Annotated in this window: 15 protein-coding genes; 9 read left to right on the forward strand and 6 right to left on the reverse strand. The window is 67.5% G+C overall.

Annotated features, from left to right (window positions below; genetic code table 11):
* Positions 1–169: 169 nt before the first annotated feature.
* Positions 170–1,816, reverse strand: a complete 1,647-nt coding sequence (locus tag IE246_RS07390) for a long-chain-fatty-acid--CoA ligase (RefSeq protein WP_308434478.1) — start codon at positions 1,814–1,816, stop codon at positions 170–172.
* Positions 1,817–2,196: 380 nt separating this feature from the next.
* Between IE246_RS07390 and IE246_RS07395 the strand changes: the two genes are divergently transcribed.
* From IE246_RS07395 to IE246_RS07420, 6 genes are all read left to right on the forward strand, one after another.
* Entirely contained in the window at positions 2,197–3,435 is a 1,239-nt protein-coding gene (locus IE246_RS07395) for an MFS transporter (RefSeq protein ID WP_189988323.1), read from the forward strand.
* 103 nt (positions 3,436–3,538) lie between these two features.
* A complete protein-coding gene (locus tag IE246_RS07400; RefSeq protein ID WP_189988324.1) occupies positions 3,539–4,327 on the forward strand; it encodes a glucose 1-dehydrogenase in 789 nt (262 codons plus the stop codon).
* 173 nt (positions 4,328–4,500) lie between these two features.
* Positions 4,501–5,268, forward strand: a complete 768-nt coding sequence (locus tag IE246_RS07405) for an SDR family NAD(P)-dependent oxidoreductase (RefSeq protein ID WP_189988325.1) — start codon at positions 4,501–4,503, stop codon at positions 5,266–5,268.
* 236 nt (positions 5,269–5,504) lie between these two features.
* The gene (locus IE246_RS07410; RefSeq protein WP_189988326.1) at positions 5,505–6,554 is read left to right on the forward strand and encodes a phosphotransferase; all 1,050 of its coding nucleotides are present in this window, start codon (positions 5,505–5,507) and stop codon (positions 6,552–6,554) included.
* Between the two features lie 205 nt (positions 6,555–6,759).
* Complete coding sequence (locus tag IE246_RS07415; RefSeq protein ID WP_189988327.1) at positions 6,760–7,569, forward strand: hypothetical protein; 810 nt, start codon at positions 6,760–6,762, stop codon at positions 7,567–7,569.
* Between the two features lie 2 nt (positions 7,570–7,571).
* Positions 7,572–9,239 (forward strand): GmrSD restriction endonuclease domain-containing protein, encoded by a 1,668-nt coding sequence (locus IE246_RS07420; protein ID WP_189988328.1) that lies wholly within the window; start codon positions 7,572–7,574, stop codon positions 9,237–9,239.
* Positions 9,240–9,379: 140 nt separating this feature from the next.
* Here the strand turns inward: IE246_RS07420 and IE246_RS07425 are convergent, their stop codons facing one another.
* From IE246_RS07425 to IE246_RS07440, 4 genes are all read right to left on the reverse strand, one after another.
* Complete coding sequence (locus tag IE246_RS07425; RefSeq protein ID WP_189988329.1) at positions 9,380–9,976, reverse strand: 2-hydroxychromene-2-carboxylate isomerase; 597 nt, start codon at positions 9,974–9,976, stop codon at positions 9,380–9,382.
* Positions 9,977–10,421: 445 nt separating this feature from the next.
* Positions 10,422–12,020 (reverse strand): AMP-binding protein, encoded by a 1,599-nt coding sequence (locus IE246_RS07430; protein ID WP_189988330.1) that lies wholly within the window; start codon positions 12,018–12,020, stop codon positions 10,422–10,424.
* A gap of 1 nt (position 12,021) precedes the next feature.
* Positions 12,022–12,678 (reverse strand): TetR/AcrR family transcriptional regulator, encoded by a 657-nt coding sequence (locus tag IE246_RS07435; RefSeq protein ID WP_189988331.1) that lies wholly within the window; start codon positions 12,676–12,678, stop codon positions 12,022–12,024.
* Positions 12,679–12,754: 76 nt separating this feature from the next.
* The gene (locus IE246_RS07440) at positions 12,755–13,609 is read right to left on the reverse strand and encodes a hypothetical protein (RefSeq protein ID WP_189988332.1); all 855 of its coding nucleotides are present in this window, start codon (positions 13,607–13,609) and stop codon (positions 12,755–12,757) included.
* Positions 13,610–13,804: 195 nt separating this feature from the next.
* Between IE246_RS07440 and IE246_RS07445 the strand changes: the two genes are divergently transcribed.
* Entirely contained in the window at positions 13,805–14,422 is a 618-nt protein-coding gene (locus tag IE246_RS07445) for a cation efflux transmembrane domain-containing protein (protein WP_373297860.1), read from the forward strand.
* A 12-nt stretch (positions 14,423–14,434) separates the two neighbouring features.
* Here the strand turns inward: IE246_RS07445 and IE246_RS07450 are convergent, their stop codons facing one another.
* The gene (locus IE246_RS07450; protein WP_189988334.1) at positions 14,435–14,980 is read right to left on the reverse strand and encodes a PAS domain-containing protein; all 546 of its coding nucleotides are present in this window, start codon (positions 14,978–14,980) and stop codon (positions 14,435–14,437) included.
* Between the two features lie 264 nt (positions 14,981–15,244).
* On the opposite strand from IE246_RS07450, the gene IE246_RS07455 reads away from it, so the two are divergent.
* Entirely contained in the window at positions 15,245–16,609 is a 1,365-nt protein-coding gene (locus tag IE246_RS07455) for an MmgE/PrpD family protein (protein WP_189988335.1), read from the forward strand.
* A 5-nt stretch (positions 16,610–16,614) separates the two neighbouring features.
* Positions 16,615–17,400 carry a hypothetical protein gene (locus IE246_RS07460; protein WP_189988336.1) on the forward strand — a complete coding sequence of 262 codons (786 nt, stop codon included), beginning with the start codon at positions 16,615–16,617 and terminating at the stop codon, positions 17,398–17,400.
* Positions 17,401–17,416: the final 16 nt, after the last annotated feature.

A 17,416-nucleotide genomic window follows, 5' to 3' on the forward strand; every position in this document is an offset into this window, starting at 1 on the left:
TGGGTCCCGGCTCGGCCGCGCCGGGGCGGCGCGTCCGTCCGGGATGACGTCATGATGGTAAGACCGGGCCGGGCGCTCGATCCGCCCGCACTCCACCTTGACGTCATCCCGGACCGGACCGCCGCAGGCGGAACGGATCCGGGACCGACAGTTCGACGGGCGACCGGCGCTACTCCGCGGCGGTCGGCAGGACGTGGTCCTTGAACTTCTCGCGGAGCTGCAGCTTCGACAGCTTGCCGGTGGCGGTGTGCGGCAGCTCTTCGACGAACAGCACGTCGTCCGGCAGCCACCACTTGGCCACCTTGTCCGACAGGAACGCCCGAATGTCGTCGGCGGTCGCCGTCTGGCCCTCCTTCAGCACCGCGATCAGCAGCGGCCGCTCGGCCCATTTCGGGTGGGCGGCGGCGATCACCGCGCATTCCGCGACCGCCGGGTGGCCGATGGCGGCGTTCTCCAGGTCGATCGAACTGATCCACTCGCCGCCCGACTTGATGACGTCCTTGGTGCGGTCGACGATGTACAGGAAGCCGTCCGGGTCGATCCGGGCCACGTCGCCGGTCCGCATCCAGCCCTCGGCGTCGTGCGAGGCCGCGCTGGCCTCCGCGTCGTTGAAGTAGGCGGACATCACCGCCGGGCCGCGCACCAGCAGTTCGCCGAACGCCACGCCGTCATGCGGCAGCCGGGCGCCGTCGGCGTCGACGATCTTCAGCTCGCAGCCGTACAGCCGTCGGCCCTGGGAGTTCTTCAGCGCCAGCCGCGCGTCGTGCGGCTGCTTTTTCATGCCCTGATCGAGGACGGTCAGCGAGCCGACCGGGCTCATCTCGGTCATGCCCCAGCCGTGCACGACATTCAGCCCGTACTCGGTCTCGAGTTCCCGGATCAGTGGCCCCGGTGCGGCCGAGCCGCCGGTCAGCACGATCTCCAGCCCGGCCGGGGCGCGGCCCTGCTTGCGCATCTCGGCGGCCAGGCCGAGCCACACCGTCGGCACGCCCCAGGCGGCGGTCACCTTCTCGTTGTCCATCAGGGAGAACAGGCTGGCGCCGTCCAGCTTCGGCCCCGGGAACACCGGCTTGGTGCCGACCAGCGGCATGGCGTAGGGCAGGCCCCAGGCGTTGACGTGGAACAGCGGGACCACCGGCAGGATCGACTGCCCGGGCCTCAGCCCGATGCCGTCGGCCACCACCAGCATGCCCAGCGTATGCAGCAGGGTGGAGCGGTTGGAGTACAGCACGCCCTTGGGGTTGCCGGTGGTGCCGGAGGTGTAGCAGAGCCCGCAGGCGGTGTTCTCGTCGAACTCCGGCCAGACGATGTGGTCGGGCTGCCCCGCCAGCAGGTCCTCGTAGCACAGCGGGTCGGCCAGGCCGGTCTGGGGCATGTGCGCGCGATCGGTCATCAGCACGGTCCGCATGCCCTTCGGCATCCGGTCGGCCAGCTTCTCGATCAGCGGCGCGAAGGTGGTGTCGAGGAACAGCAGCCGGTCCTCGGCGTGGTTCACGATGTAGACGAGCTGTTCCGGGAACAGCCGTGGGTTGATGGTGTGGCAGACCGCGCCGATGCCGGCGATCGCGTAGTACAGCTCGAAGTGCCGGTAGCCGTTCCAGGCCAGCGTCGCCACCCGGTCGCCGGGCCTGATGCCGTGGTCGAGCAGCCAGTTCGCCAGCTGCGCGATGCGCCTGCGCGACTCCGCGTAGGTGTAGCGGTGGACGTCGCCCTCGACCCGGGCCGAGACGACCTCGGTGTCCGAGCGGATCTCCGCCGCGTAGTCGATGATACTGGAGACCAGCAGCGGGCGATCCATCATCAGGCCGCGCAGCATCGGCATTCCTCCCTGTGTCGCTGAGCGCTTATGGCGCGCCGTTGCCGCAACGATAGCAACGTGGCGGCGGTGCGACGAGAGGTCGTGGAGTCGCGGGTGGGTCCCGGATGAGCGGCAGTGCCTGAAGCGTCCGTGCAGCGTGTGGGTTCCGGAGCCGGGCGCCGATGCGCCCCCTCCGGAATGACGAAATAAATTGAGTCGTCATCCCGGAGAGTCCCGGACCTGATCCGGGACGGCTCCGGGACCCACGGGGCCGACGGATATCGCCATCGAGCCCTGCATGCCGCGCGGATCCGCCTCCCGGCGAATTCGCTTGGCGCTGCCGGCGGTCGCGCGCGTAATGCCGGGCGGCACGCAACTTTCCGGTATCCGGTCCCGTCATGCAGCTGGGACGTCCCGTATTCTTCAAGCGGCTCGGGGCGCCCGGGGCCGAGGCGTTCGCGGTGCTGTTCGCGCTGGAATCCTTCGCCCGCGCCCTCCTGGCGACGGTGATCCCGATCGAGGCGCTGCGCTTCCTCGGCACCGCCGGCAACGTCAGTTCGGCGTTCTTCGCCGCCAGCCTGTGCGCGCTGTGCGCCAGCCTCGGCATTCCCTGGCTGGTGAGGAAGACCGCACGGCGCTGGGTCTACTCGCTCGGATTCGTCGGGCTGGCGTCGGCGCCGGCGCTGTTCACGGTCCCGGGGTTCGAGTCCTTCATGGCCGGCATGGTCGTGCGGGCGATCGGCACGGTCGCGGTCACGGTCTGCCTCAGCCTGTACATCCTCGACTTCATCGCCAAGAAGGACCTGTCGCGGTCGGAGCCGATGCGGCTGTTCTACTCGGCGGCGGCCTGGGCGGCCGGGCCGTTCCTGGGCGTCTGGCTGGCGGTCAACGTCGGCCGTGACGCGCCGTTCCTGCTGTCCGCCGCGGTCGCGCTGGCCGCGCTCGGCTATTTCTGGTTCCTGCGGATCACCGAGAACCCGGCGGTCGTGCAGAAGGCGGTGCCGGTGCCGACGCCGCTGGCCTATGTCCGGCGCTACTTCGCGCAGCCGCGCCTGCGGCTGGCCTGGGTGATGACCACCGGCCGCAACGTCTGGTGGGTGGTGTTCTTCATCTACGTGCCGGTCTACGCGGTGAAGACCGGCCTCGGGCCCGAGGTCGGCGGTGCCGTGGTGTCGGTCGGCGCCAGCTTCCTGTTCCTCACCCCGCTGACCGGCCGGCTGGTGCGGCGCGAGGGGATCCGGCGGGTGTTCGTCGCCGGTTACCTGCTGGCCTCGGTCGCGACCTTCCTGGTGGCGGCCAGCATGGGCCAGCCGTGGATCGGCATCGTCCTGATCGTCTGCGCGGCGCTGGGCATGAGCGCGATCGACGCCGGCGGCAACATGCTGTTCCTGTTCGCGGTGCGCCGGCACGAGCGGTCGGAGATGACCACGGTCTACTCGACCTACCGCGACGTCGCCGACATCGTGCCGCCGGGACTGTTCTCGGTGCTGTTGCGGGTGTTCGAGCTGCCGGCGGTGTTCGTGGTCGGCGGCGCGGTGACGCTGGGCCTGGCGCTGCTGGCCCGCCGCATCCATCCGCGCCTCGGCCGCGAGGCCCGGCCGCCGGCGCCGCTCGCGGTCGGCGAGCCGGCCCAGTAGGGACCGGTCCGGCAGGAGCAGACGGCTCGACACCCAGTGGCGCTCTCCCTAAGCTGCGGCGTGAAACGAGGGTTCACAAGAACTCCAACCGTGGAGGGTGCGCATGGCGGCCGGGCGGGACCGGGTGGCGGGCAAGATCGCGCTGGTGACGGGGGCGGCGTCGGGCATCGGTCGGGCGATCGCCCGGATGCTCGCCGAGCAGGGGGCCACCGTGATGGTCGCCGACATCCAGGAGACCATGGCACTCGCGGTCGTCGCCGAGATCGCCGAGGAGGGCGGCAGCGCCGAGCTGGTGCCGCTCGACGTCACCGACGAGGGCCAGTGGATCGCCGCCGTCGACGGCGTTCTCGACCGCCACGGCCGGCTCGACGTGCTGGTGAACAACGCCGGGGTCGGCAGCCGCAGCGACGGCACCATCGAGGACGTCACCCTGGAGGGCTGGCGCGCGGTCATGGCGGTCAACGCCGAGGGCGTGATGCTCGGCTGCAAGCACGGCGTGCGGGCCATGAAGGCGCAGGGCGGCGGCTCGATCGTCAACATGTCGAGCATCGCCGGCATCGTCGGCGCGCCGCAGCTCAGCGCCTACTGCGCGTCCAAGGGCGCGGTGCGGATGCTGACCAAGTCGGTGGCGCTGCACTGCGCGCGCAAGGGCTACGGCATCCGCTGCAACTCGGTGCATCCATCCTACACCGACACCCCGATGGTCGACCGCATGATCAACGCCCGCAGCGACCCGGCCCGCATGCGCGCCGCCCTGGAGAGCGCCAGCCCGTTCGGCCGCATGGGCGCCCCGGACGACATCGCCGGCGCCGTGCTGTACCTGGCGAGCGACGATTCCGGCTTCGTCACCGGCGCCGAGCTGGTGGTCGACGGCGGCGTGACCGCGATGTGACCCTTTCTTGGCCCTCATCCTGGCCGGAGCGGCATCGCCGCGAGGAGCCGGGACCTAGCGGCCAGTCGATTGCTCCCGGCTCCGCGTCGCCGGCGGCGACCCGGTCCGGGATGAGGACTGTTGGGGGCGATCCGCCCCGTTGACGGAAAAAAGGCAGAGAGGAAACGCCGACGATGTTCGAACTCACCGGCAAGGTGGCCCTGGTCACCGGCTCGTCCCGCGGCATCGGCCGCGCCATCGCCGAGACCATGGCGGCCCAGGGCGCCAAGGTGATCGTCTCCAGCCGCAAGCAGGAGGCCTGCGACGCGGTGGTCGAGGGCATCCGCGCCGCCGGCGGCGAGGCCACCGCCTTCGCCTGCAACATCGGCCGCAAGGACGACCTGGAGGCGCTGAGCGCCGCCGCGATCCGGACCTACGGCAAGGTCGACGTGCTGGTCTGCAACGCCGCCACCAACCCGGTGTTCGGCCCGATGCACGAGGTCTCCGACGAGGCCTACGACAAGATCATGACCACCAACGTGAAGAGCGCGTTCTGGCTCTGCAACATGGTGGCGCCGGGCATGGCCGAGCGGAAGCAGGGAGGGGCGATCATCCTGATCTCGTCGATCGCCTCGATGTACGGCAACCGCAAGCTCGGCATCTACGGGGTTTCCAAGGCGGCCGAGCAGCAGCTGGTGCGCAACCTCGCGGTCGAGTGGGGCGGCGCCGACGTCCGGGTCAACGCGATCGCGCCGGGGCTGATCCGCACCGACTTCGCCCGCGCGCTCTGGGAGGATCCGAAGCGGCTCGCGATCATGGAGCGGATGACCCCGCTCGGCCGCATCGGCGAGCCGGTCGAGATCGCCGCGCTGGCGACCTTCCTGGCGTCCGACAGCGCCTCGTTCATCACCGGCCAGACCATCGTCGCCGACGGCGGCCGCACGGTCGGCGACCCGTCCTGAGGGGAAGAGCCCGTCGCCTGGTGGGTCCCGGAGCCGTCCCGGATCAGGTCCGGGACTCTCCGGGATGACGGAGCAAAGGTAGCGGCCTCCTGCTTTGTACCCCGCCAGCTCGTCATCCCGGAGGAGGCGCGCCAGCGCCTGGCTCCGGGAGCCACGGTGCGACGGGCGGCATCGAAGGCCTGGACCCCGGACACGGGGACTGTACGAATACGCATGACGTTGAGAAGGAGCACGGCATGGCGACGCTGGGGCCGGTCACCGAGGCCCACCGGTTCGACGAGGCGGCCCTCGACCGCTGGCTGGCCGAGCAGGGCCTGCCGGGCGCCGGGCGCGGCCTGACGGTCCTGCAGTTCCAGGGCGGCCAGTCCAACCCGACCTTCCGGGTCGAGGCCGGCGAGCACGCCTACGTGCTGCGCAAGAAGCCGCCGGGGAAGCTGCTGCCGTCGGCCCACATGGTCGAGCGCGAGTACCGGGTGATGGCGGCACTGGCGCAGACCGACGTGCCGGTGCCGGTCATGCGGCTGCTGTGCGAGGACACTGACGTCATCGGCACCGCGTTCTACGTCATGGACTTCCTGGAGGGCCGGATCCCGGGCGAGCCGTCGCTCGACGAGGGCTATTCGCCGGACGAGCGGGCGGCGATCTGGGATTCCATGAACGACGCCCTGGCCAAGCTGCACAACGTCGACCCGGCGGCGGTCGGGCTCGGCGATTTCGGCAAGCCGGCGAACTACGTCGGCCGGCAGATCGACCGCTGGTCGAAGCAGTTCGAGGCCTCCAAGACCGATCCGATGCCGGACATGGACAACCTGATCGCCTGGCTGCTCGAGCGCGAGCAGCCGGCCGACGAGGTGTCGATCGTGCACGGCGACTTCCGGCTGCCGAACCTGATGCTGCACCCGGCCGAGCCGAAGGTGATCGCGATCCTGGACTGGGAGCTCGGCACCCTCGGCCACCCGCTGTCCGATCTCGCCTACAACTGCATGCCGTACCGCATGCCGTACGACGAGAAGGCGCTGAAGGGCATGGTCGGGCTGGACCTGGCGGCGCGCGGCATCCCGGCGGAGGAGGACTACGTCGCCGCCTACTGCCGGCGCACCGGCCGCGACAGCATCCCGGACATGCCGTTCTTCCGGGCGTTCTCGTTCTTCCGGCTGGCCGCGATCTGCCAGGGTGTGTACGCCCGCGGCCTGGCCGGCAACGCCAGCTCACTCGACGCGCTCGAAGTCGGCGCCAAGGCGCCGCGGCTGGCACAGATCGGCTGGCAGATCGCGCAGGCGGCGTGAGGGGCGGGGAAGGGAGCGAGCGCAAAGTGCGGTTGCTAGGCGACTGCAGCGAGTCGTGAATGACTTTGTGGTCCGAGTGCGGTGACGTCTCTAGCTCAGACAGCTCACCAGCCGCGAGTCCCTCGTAGAATCAACACTACTTGCAACTCCCATGGAGGCATGATCAATTTCTGACACGCGGTCCCTCAGCCTATGCGTGCGACATATGACTATTCCGGAAGATATTGCCCTTACGCAAGAGGTGACAAACTGGCGTGCCAGGTTGACTGCCGTCGTCACCGCAGCGGCTGGGCTGTTGATCGCAGGCAATAGCGCACAGATTCAAACTGAATGGATTCAAGTAAGCGTACTTGCGCTGGCCACGACATTAGTATCGGTTGGCTCACTGTCCCTACTATTCGATATCGCGCTAAGGCGTAGTTTATATCGTGAGGTAATCAAGATTGTTGGAATACAAAGGAGTGTGATGGATGGTCAATTGGTGGCAATTGGAAAATATAGAACCGTAAAATGGAATGAAATACTTTCAAATAAATCGCACTATCGTGCTTTGCTGCTTGAGCCGGTTCCATGGGTGGCGGGAAACTTTCATATATTATTGGATAGCGCGAGACAAAGGCCGGTGAGTATCGAGTTTATGTTTCCAGATATTGAAGCTCCGTACATTTCCGATCTTGCGGAGAGTCTTGGATTTGACGAGATGACGTACAAAGCAGCAATAGACGGATGTGTAGCGCAAATTGAGAAAATGTGGAGTGCTCAAAAAGAAGAGGGGGCAATAAAAGAAGGTAGCAGAGTTTCTATTAAAATTTCAGAAAGAAGGCCGCTGCAATCGCTTGTTTTGTCAGATAACATCACGGTTCTTGTTTTGACTGGGGCAATGGGCCGTGAAGGTGCAGATCATGATTTTGCGTATGTATATTTTGGGGATCGTCAGTCATATCCATCAAGTTGGTTTTTAAGACAAATGGAACGACTGGAGAGTGCCCCGATAAAATTTGAGAATGAGGTGTGACGGTGCGTGCATCGAAGGCAACTGTTCAGATGTATCACCTGAGCAACCTTGTGGAAGGGGTTGCTCAGGGGACGTTGGGCATTCCGGAGTTCCAAAGGGATTTTGATTGGTCTGAGACAGACATCAGGTCGTTGCTTGCAACAGTGTTCCTGGGATGGCCGGCGGGCAGCCTATTGTTTTTGGAGGGGAGTAGTACGCTCTTCGAGCTTAGGCCGATGGAAGGTGCGCCACAGCTAGATGAAGTGAGTTATGCGGTGTTGGACGGTCAACAACGTCTTACATCGCTTTATCAAGCCCTGTATGAGTCAGGCGAGTCAGTCTTCGCAATTAAATGGGATTTGCCTGAAGATCAAGAGCTTGAAGATCTGATCGTTTCCTATAGGAAAGACGTGTGGGATAGGCAGTATAGTTCTTTGACGGCGAATTTGGACGGTAGGGTAATTCCAGTATCGTGCTTAAAATCGGCCACGGATTTCTTCTCATGGCGAGATGATGTCTTAAAACTAGTGGATGATATAAAAAGACGAGAAATATTAAAGAAGGCAATCACAGATTTTTATACATATAAACTTAGCCCTATTCACTCGTATGAGTTTCCGGTAGTCCTGCTCAGCAAGAAGACTGACGCAAGTGCTATTGCTAGAATTTTTGAGAAAGTTAATAAGACGGGACTGACGCTGAATACGTTTGATCTGATGGTTGCGAAGTCATTCGATCCAGGTTGGAATCTGCGTGAGAGATGGATAGAAGCGAAGGAGAAGTTTGTATCTATTAACGATTTTTTTGGTGACGACGGCATGCCGTTGCTTCAGGCAATTGCGCTGATGAGTAGAAAGGTCGACCTACGGCAGTCTGCGGTATTGAACTTGTCTAAATATGAAGTTCAGGAGAATTGGGATAGCGTTATACAATCGACAGATATGGTTGTTCAGTTCTTGCGAAGAGAGTGTGGCGTATTGCGCAGAGAATATATGCCGTACTCGAACCTTCTCCCGCCATTTATCGCGCTTCAGACTGATGGGCGTCTGGACGCAGATCCTGATCTTTTTTCTGAGTGGTTCTGGTATGCGAGTTTTGCTGGCGCATATGATGCTGCGGCCAACACTCGCTTGGTGAGTCATTTCAAGTCGATTCGGGCGGGTGACCGCTCTGGGTATCGCTCCGGCGAAACTCGCGTTCTTGTGCCGGCTACTGCGACTAAGAAGAGCCAGAAGGCCCTGTGGAATGCAGTTGTTTGTGCGGCTGTCTCAGATATCGAGAACCGGATGGGAAGCGAGCTATCCGCAGTTATCTCGGACGAGATGGAAGTTGCCAACCTATTCGCGTTGGATGAAGTGGAAGAAGTGTTCCATCGGAACCCTCAGCAATATCGGCCGGAGGTGGAATTTAGAGGGGCATTGAATATCTTTTTGGTGCCCCGACGGACAGCAAGTGTGATCAAACGCACGGGTGCCGAGCAATCGGTTGCGATATGCATGGCAAGCGAGTTTTCTGATGTTGCACGTGCGCAGTTACCAGCCGGTCAAGTTGGGAGCACATGGAATTGGGACGATTTTAGAGTAGCTAGGGCGAAGTGGCTTGTAGATTTTATGAAGGGAAAGCAGGTGTCTGGTGTTGAGGTGATCTTGCCGGGGCACGGTGAGTCCTTAGCTTCACGAGTAGTTCTGTAGTGCCGCCTGCAATCCAGTAGAGGACACGGGGTGGCGTCCGCAGCTTTTCATGGCCGCGGCGGAAGCAACAATTGCAGCTGAGTGTCGCGCTGTTTCTCTCGCGGGAGAGACCGGAATTCGCCTAGACTCGGCTGCCTGCTCTACCTTCTCCGCTCCTCTAGCCGCTCCTTCAGCAGGTCGATCCTGTCGCCGCCCCAGAACAGCTCGCCGTCGAGAACGAACATCGGGACGCCGAACACGCCCATCGCCTCGGCCTCCTCGATGTTGGCGTCCATCTCGGCCCGGCCCGGGCCCTCGACCCAGGCGGCGTAGGCCTCCGGGTCGCCGCCGATGCCGGCGACCAGCGCCTTCATCTCGTCCAGCACGTCGATGTCCAGCTCCTGCTTCCAGAACCGGTCGAACACGGTGTCGTGGTAGGGCCGGAACACCCCGGCCTGCTGGGCCCACAGCATGCCGGCATTGGCGTAGTAGCCATTGTAGACCCGTTTGGTGCCCTTCAGGATCAGCCCCTGCTTGTTGGCGTAGCGCCGGGCGTCCATGTAGGAGTACCGCACCCGCCGCCAGCAATGGGCGTTGCGGGTCTCGACCGCCCCCAGATACTCCTCGATCCGCAGCGTGTAGGGCCGCCACTCCAGCTCCAGCCCGTAGTCCTCGGCGAGCTGGTAGGCCGGGCGCACGGCGACGTAGGCGTAGGGGCTCTTGTAGTCCGAGTAGACGCGGACGACGGTTCGGCTCACGACGGTTTCCTCTCGCGGCTGGCTGGGTGTGGGGGCTGCATTCGTTCCGCCGTGCGGCGGGTGGGTTCCGGATGCGTGCCGCGTGCGGCGGCCCGCTCCGGAATGACGGCGGGAAGGGGACAAGGCGGCGGCCGGCCGTCCCACCCCCACGTCATTCCGGACGGGCGCGCATCGGCGCGGTCGAGCCGGAACCTGCGGAGCGACGGGCGAGGGCGGCGGGCGGGGTCCGGTACGACGACGGGAGGGGGGCAAGGCGGCGGCCGGCCGTCCCACCCGCATGTCGTCATTCCGGACGGGCGCGCGCCGGCGCGGCCGAGCCGGAACCCACGGAGCGACGGGCGAGGGACGCGGCGGGTGGGTTCCGGATGCGTTCCGCCTGCGGCGGTCCGCTCCGGAATGACGGCGGGAGGGGGAAGGGCTGGGCTGTAGGCCTGATCGCAGCGGGTCACGATCGGCCTCCCGGCTTCTCGCGGTCCCAGTACGGGCCGTCCAGACCCTGGGCGCGCAGGACGTGCTTCTCGACCTTGGCGGTCGGGGTCTTGGGCAGGTCGTCGACGATACGGATGTAGCGGGGGATCATGAAGCGGGCGAGCCGCGGCTCCAGGTGCGCAATGACGGCCGCCGGGTCGATGGTGCGGCCCGCGACGGGCGCCAGCACCGCCAGAACCTCGTCCTCGGTGTGCTCGCTCGGCACCGCCACTACGGCGGCCTCGCGCACGTCCGGGTGGCTCAGGATCTCGACCTCGACCTCCCAGGACGAGATGTTCTCGCCGCGCCGGCGGATCGCGTCCTTCAGGCGGTCGACGAAGAAGAAGTCGCCGTCGGCGTCGCGCACGAACACGTCGCCGGTGTGGAACCAGCCGTTGCGCCAGGCCTCGGCGGTCGCCTCGGGGCGCCCGTCATAGCCGTGAGTCATGGTCCAGGGGGCGGCGGTGCGGATGACCAGCTCGCCGGGCGTGCCGTCCGGCACCGGCACGTCGTGGGCGTCGACCAGGCGCAGGGTGACGCCGTCGCGCGGCTGGCCGCACATCCCGGGCTTGGCCGGGTTCGGGCCGGACATCAGCGGCGTGCTGATCTCGGTCATGTTGAACAGAGTGTAGAAATCGACCCCGAAGCGCTCGCGGAACGGCGGTCCGGCGGCGCCCAGCGGCACGATCATGACGTGGCGCAGTGGATGCTCGCGGTCGTCGTCGTCGGCCGGCGCCTTCAGCAGGAACGTCGCCATCGCCCCGAGCAGGAACACCGAGGTGACCTCGAGCCGCCGCACGGTCGGCCAGAACGCCTCGGTGCGGAACCGCTCGACCACCGCCACCGAGGCGCCGACGCACAGCGCCATCGCGGCGATGAAGGCGCCGCCGATGTGGAAGATCGGCATGTGCAGCAGGTGCCGGTCGTCGGCCCGGGTGCAGGTCCAGGTCGCCGGGTTCATGGCGGTGTAGCAGTGCATGTAGGACGACAGCACGCCCTTGGACCGGCCGGTGGTGCCGGAGGTGAAGATGATCGACTGGGTGTCCCAGGGCTCGATCGGCCGCTCCGGGTCCGCCGGCTCGCGGCCGGGCTCGAGCAGCACGCCCTGGCCGAGCAGTTCCAGGCCGTCGGGGGACGGGGGCGGGGCATCGGAACCGGCCACCACGATCCGCTTCAGCGCCGCCGTTTCGCCCTCGATCACGCGCGAAAGCAGCGCGGCGTCGACCACCGCGACCTTGGCCCGGCTGTCGGCGATCACATGCTCCAGCAGGGCGCCGCGGTAGGCGGTGTTGGTCGGCACCATGACCGCGCCGAGCCAGTTCGCGGCGAACATCGCGCGCAGACCGAAGGCGCCGTTCGGCAGCATGATCAGCACCCGGTCGCCCTGGCGCACGCCGAGCGCCTGCAGGCCGGCCGCCGTCGTGCGGACATGGGCGAGGGTGTCGGCGAAGCTCCAGCGGCTGCCGTCCTCGAACACCGCGTAGGTGTCGCCACCGCGGGCCGCGGCGTGCCGCTCCAGGGCGTAGCGCAGCACGCAGGTCTCGCGCGGAAGGACCTGGCCGGAGGGCGCGTTCATCTCAGGCCTCCGCCGCGGCCGCTGCCGCCGGCGTTAGCATCGCCAGGAGGTTGGCCTGCAGGGTGCGGCGGAACCGGTCGACCGTCTCGGCCTCGTCGTCGTGCCCCAGCATCCGGCCGATGGTGGCGGTCGAGGCGACGAAGTGGGTGATCGCCCCGGTGGCGTGGAACGCCGTCATCTCCGGGTCGCAGGGGCCGACGGTGCCGCGGCGCTGGCCGTCGCGGATGGCGGCGGCGTAGGCCTCGATCAGCGGCAGCAGGTACCAGCGACGTGCCCGGCGGGCCCGCTCGGGGTTCTCCATCAGCTCGCGCAGCAGCAGGGCGTTGTAGTCCCGGTGATCGAGGGCCCAGTCCAGGAACCGTTCGACGATCGCGGCGACGGCAGCCGGCGAGCCGGGCGTCGGCGTGGTTGCCGGCAGGTAGGGCTCGATGCTGCCGGCGACCCGGGCGAGCACCCGGCCGTACAGTTTCTCCTTGGAGCCGAAGTGGTAGGCCAGCGTCGCGATGGTGACGTCGGCCCGCCGGGCGATGTCACGCATGCCGGTGCCGGCGAAGCCGCCGGTGGCGAACAGCGCCTCGGCGGCGTCCAGGCAACGCTCGCCGGTCTCCGGGTTGCCCTGGGGGCGGCCGGCCCGGCGTGTCTGCTCGGCAGCTGGCATGGCCTCTCCGTATCGAATTAATAGATCGATTGATTAATTAATTTGCCGGGCGAGTCAAGGGCGGGCACCGCTGGTTCTAGCCGATGCGGGGAACGTTCCGTGGGCGTGCCGGCGGGGCCGCAGGCACCGGGGCGGCCGGAGCGGGCGCGGCCGGAGCGGGCGCGGCCGGAGCGGGCGCGGCCGGAGCGGGGGCAGCCGGAGTGGGCGCCGGAGGTTGCTGTCGGAACAGGTGCGGCAGCCGGTTCGAGAACAGCGTCATGAGTCGCGTGCCGCGCTCGCGCCCCAGGGCATGCAGGGCCGGGTGCCGGGCCGCCGCCATGGTGAACTCGTCGACCAGCCGCGGAACGGCGTGACCGTACCTGATGCTGCTCTCGCCGCCGCCCTTGCCGCCGAGCGCCAGCACGATGGTGCCGACGTAGACCAGTTCTCCGGCGGCGATGTCGAACTGATAGCCGACGAGATCCTCGGCCCTGGCCCGGCTGCCGTAGCGGCTGCTGAACTCCAGCACGTAGTCGGTCCGGTAGTAGGCGGACGGATCGGGGATGAAGTGGGCGTTCAAGGTGACGTAGCGGCCGGGAACCAGGCTGACCGCTTCGAACGACGTCGCGAAGCCCTTGGTCGTCACCTCGGCCTTGACGTTCTTCAGGGTCGCGAACCACGGCATGTCGACCCCGCCGGTCGCCGGGTCGACTTGCCCGAACGACAGGGAGGCCCAGGGGTCGGCCCGGTGAAACAGGTTCGCGAGCCCGCCGAAGTGGCGGTCGCGGGCGGCACCGAGCTCGAGCGTGTTCGCGATCCGCAGGCCGATGACCGCGGTTCCGGTGGTGCCGTCGCTGCGGCCGGGCCCGCCGGCGCATCCGGACAGGATCAGCGACGACGCCCCGGCCAGCACCGCCCGGCGGCCCGGCGCACGACTGTCTCCGGGCTTCACGGTGACGCTTCCCTTCGATCCACAGCAGAAGTCGGGTAACGGTCGGATAGGCGGGCTGGTTGGTCAACCGGCGATGGTCTTCACTCCCTGCGAACCCGCCGACCCTGCGAACCCGCGGACGCTGCGAACCCGCGGACCCTTGTGTCCCGAACGGTGTGTCTCCATGCTCCGCGGATGTCCTGTTGCGGAACCGACGTGAAGTTCGACGGCCTGTCGGCCGGCTACCGCCGGGCGCTGTGGGCCGTCATCGCCATCAACGCCTCGATGTTCGCGGTCGAGCTGGGTGCCGGCGCGCTGTCCGGCTCGATGGCGCTGGCCGCGGATTCGCTGGACTTCCTGGCCGACAGCCTGACCTACGGCCTGAGCCTCTGGGTGATCGGTCGGCCGATCGCGTGGCGGGCACGGGCGGCGGTGTTCAAGGGGCTGTCGCTGGCCGCCATGGGCGTCGGCGTGCTCGCCGCCACGGTTTGGCAGAGCTTCGTGCTGGGCGTACCGGAGGCGTTCGTCATGTCGGGCGTCGGGTTCCTGGCACTGGCCGCCAACGTGGCGAGCGTGCTGATCCTGTTCCGCTGGCGCGACGGCGACGCCAACGTGCGTTCGGTGTGGCTGTGCTCGCGCAACGACGCGATCGGCAACGTCGCCGTGGTGGGCGCGGGCGGCGCCGTCTGGCTGACCGCATCCGGCTGGCCGGACGTCATCGTCGCCGCCGCCATGGCTGGACTGTTCCTGAGGTCGGCGGTGGCGATCCTCCGGCAGGCCTTCGCCGAGCTTCGGAGCGATGGATCCGGGGCGGTTCCGGCCGCCGGCGAGTGACGGCGCGGTCGCTCAGAGCGGCGTGTAGGTGATCCGGACCGGCGTGTCGTCGTCTCCGGGACCATGGTCGTGCGCCAGGCTGTAGGTCGTGGCCCCCAGGAAATAGCCGGGCTCGCCGTCCTCGCCGAGCAGGGGCATGGCGATCCGCTCGCCGGTGCCGGTGCCGCCGAGATACCGGAACACCTGCCCGACATTGTGCATGACGCACGGGGTCAGGCAGATCCGGCGGTAGCGCTCCAGCACGATCGGAAACACATCCGCCGGGAATACCTCCGACAGCTTCGCGCCGGCGCGGGCGGTGCGCAGCATCTGCGCGATCTGCTCGCCCGCCAGTCTGATGTAGAAGTCCTGGCTGGCCGCATCGAACTCGTACAGGAACACGATGCCGAGCAGGTCCGGGAAGTCGAGCGGCGAGATCTGATGGCGGTACGGGACCCGGCGGCCGTTCCGCAGGTCGAGATAATAGCGAAGGAACCGGCGCAACCGGGGGTCCAGGACGTGGTCGATGGCGCTCAGTTCCGGCTGCGGCGGGCGCTCGTTCCTGCTCGATGGCGTCACTGAAGTGCGGGTCCCCAGCGGTCGCGAGGGTGGGCTCGTACTTTAGAACATGCTAGTTCAACCGGTATCCTCCGTCATCGGCAAGAGTCTGGAGACCGCGCGGACTGAAGCCGCGAACGAAACGCGCTTGTTCCAATACCGGCCCCGTGAGCCGCTTTCCGGCGATTTCGGCAAGCTGCTACGCTCGCCACCGCGCGGACCGACCGAGGGCCGCCGTGATGCAGCCACCCCAAGTCGCTTCGATCGACCAGCCAGGGACCCTTCATGACCGATGCCATTGAGCGGTTTGCCGACCACGTCGTTTCGACCCGGTACGAGGACATCCCGGCCGACGCGATCCGGGCCGCCAAGATCTTCATCCTGGACAGCCTCGGCGTCGGTCTCGCCGGAACCAGGGCGCCGTGGGTGCGGGAGTGGATCGGCTCGACGCAGGCCATGACCCCCGGCGAGGGGGCGCGGGTCTGGGGCACCGGCGAGATGCTGCCGGCGCCGGCGGCGGCCGGGCTGAACGGCTACCTGATCCATAATTCCGAGTTCGACTGCATCCACGAGGAGGCGGTGCTGCACCCGATGGCGGTGCCGTTCGCTGCGCTGATGGCGGAGGCCGAAGCGCGCGGGTCGGTGGACGGCCGGGCGCTGCTGCGGGCGGTGATCCTGGGGGTCGACGTCGCCTGCCACATCGGCGCGGCGGTCAACAACGGCCTGCGGTTCTTCCGGCCGGCGGTCGGTGGAGGCTTCGGGGCGGTCGCGGCGATCGCCGTCGCAATCGGGCTCGATCGCGACCGGCTGCTCGACGCCTTCGGCCTGTACTACGCCCAGGCCGGCGGGACCATGCAGGCGCACACCGAAGGCTCGCCCTTGCTGGCCATGCAGGTCGGCTTCAACGCTCGCAACGCGGTGACCGCCGTGCGGCTGGCCGAGGCCGGCATCCCGGGGCTGCGGGGCACCCTGGAGGGGCCGTTCGGCTATCTGAAGCTGATGGAGGGCGACTACGACGCCGCGGCGCTGACCGCCAAGCTGGGTCGGGTCTGGCGGATCGCCGAGGTCGCCCACAAGCCGTTCCCGAGCGGCCGCGCCACCCACGGCATCATGGACGCGCTGCGCGAGCTGACGGCCGAGCACGGGTTTGCCGGCGCCGAGGTCGAGGCGGTGTCGGCGTCGGTGCCGCCGCTGATCAACCACCTGATCGGTCGCCCGCCGAAGCGAGGCATGACCCAGAACTACGCGCGGCTGTGCGGCGCCTATGCGTCGGCCCGCCTGCTGCTCAACGGAACGCTCGGGGTCGACGACTTCACTGAGGCCGCCCTGAACGACCCGGAGACCCTGGATCTCGCCGGCCGCGTCGCGATCGCGCCGAATGGCAACCCGGACCCGAACGCGTTGACGCCGGTGACGGTCGAGGTGCGGCTGCGCTCCGGGGCGACGGTGTCGCGCTCGATCCCGGTGGTGTACGGCAACCCGGCCAAGCCGCTGACCCGCGAGGCGCACCTGGCGAAGTTCCGCACCAACCTGGGCTTCGCCGCCGGGCCGGTTCCAACGGCCAATGCCGAGACCCTGATCGCCATGGTCGACGACCTGGAGACTCTGGACGACGCCCGCCGGCTGGTCGACCTGGTGGTGGCGGCCTGACCCCTGTGCTGCTGCTGGTCGCGATCCTCTGGAAGGCGCTGGCGACCGCCGCGGTGATCGTCGCCGCCGGCCGACTGGCCCAGCGCGCCGGTCCGGTGCTGACCAGCGTGCTGATCACCCTGCCGGTCAACGCCGGCCCCGGGTTCTTCTTCATCGCCCTCGACCAGGACGCGGCGTTCGTCAGCCGGGGGGCGCTGACCGCCTTCGCGATCACCGGGGCGGTCCTGCTGTTCTGCACCGCCTGGGTGCATGCCGCGCGATTCGGCGGGTTCCTGCTGTCGCTGGGTGCCGCGGTCTGCGCCTGGACCGCCTGGGCACTGCTGACCGAGGCGCTGCCGCCGACCGTGCCGTGGGCGATGGCCGGCGCCGGCGGCGGGGCGCTGCTGGCCTGGCTGCTGCGACGGCGCGACATCGGCAGACCGAGCGGCGGCAAGGGGGCGGCCGGCTGGGGCTTCGTGATCGTGCGCGGCGTGGTCGCCGGTCTCGTGGTGGCCGGCGTGGCGACCGCCAGCCCGTGGCTCGGCCCGGTCTGGTCCGGCTTCCTGCTCGGGTTTCCGACCACCCTGACCGCGTCCGGCTGGATGCTGTACGGCCACTACGGGCGCGAGTTCACCGCCGCCACCCTGAACGCCGCGCAGCCGTCGATGGTGGTGTACGCCAGCTTCTGCCTGGCCCTGCACCTGATCGCCGGGCCGCTGCCGGCGCTGACCGCGGTGGTGGTCGCGTTCGCCGGGGCCGGCCTGTTCGCCGGCACTTTGGCCCTGGTCCTGTCCCGTCGCCGCCGGGCATGATCGGGGTCCCGCCCAT

Source organism: Thalassobaculum fulvum (genome assembly GCF_014652915.1).
In the GTDB taxonomy this organism is placed as follows: domain Bacteria; phylum Pseudomonadota; class Alphaproteobacteria; order Thalassobaculales; family Thalassobaculaceae; genus Thalassobaculum_A; species Thalassobaculum_A fulvum.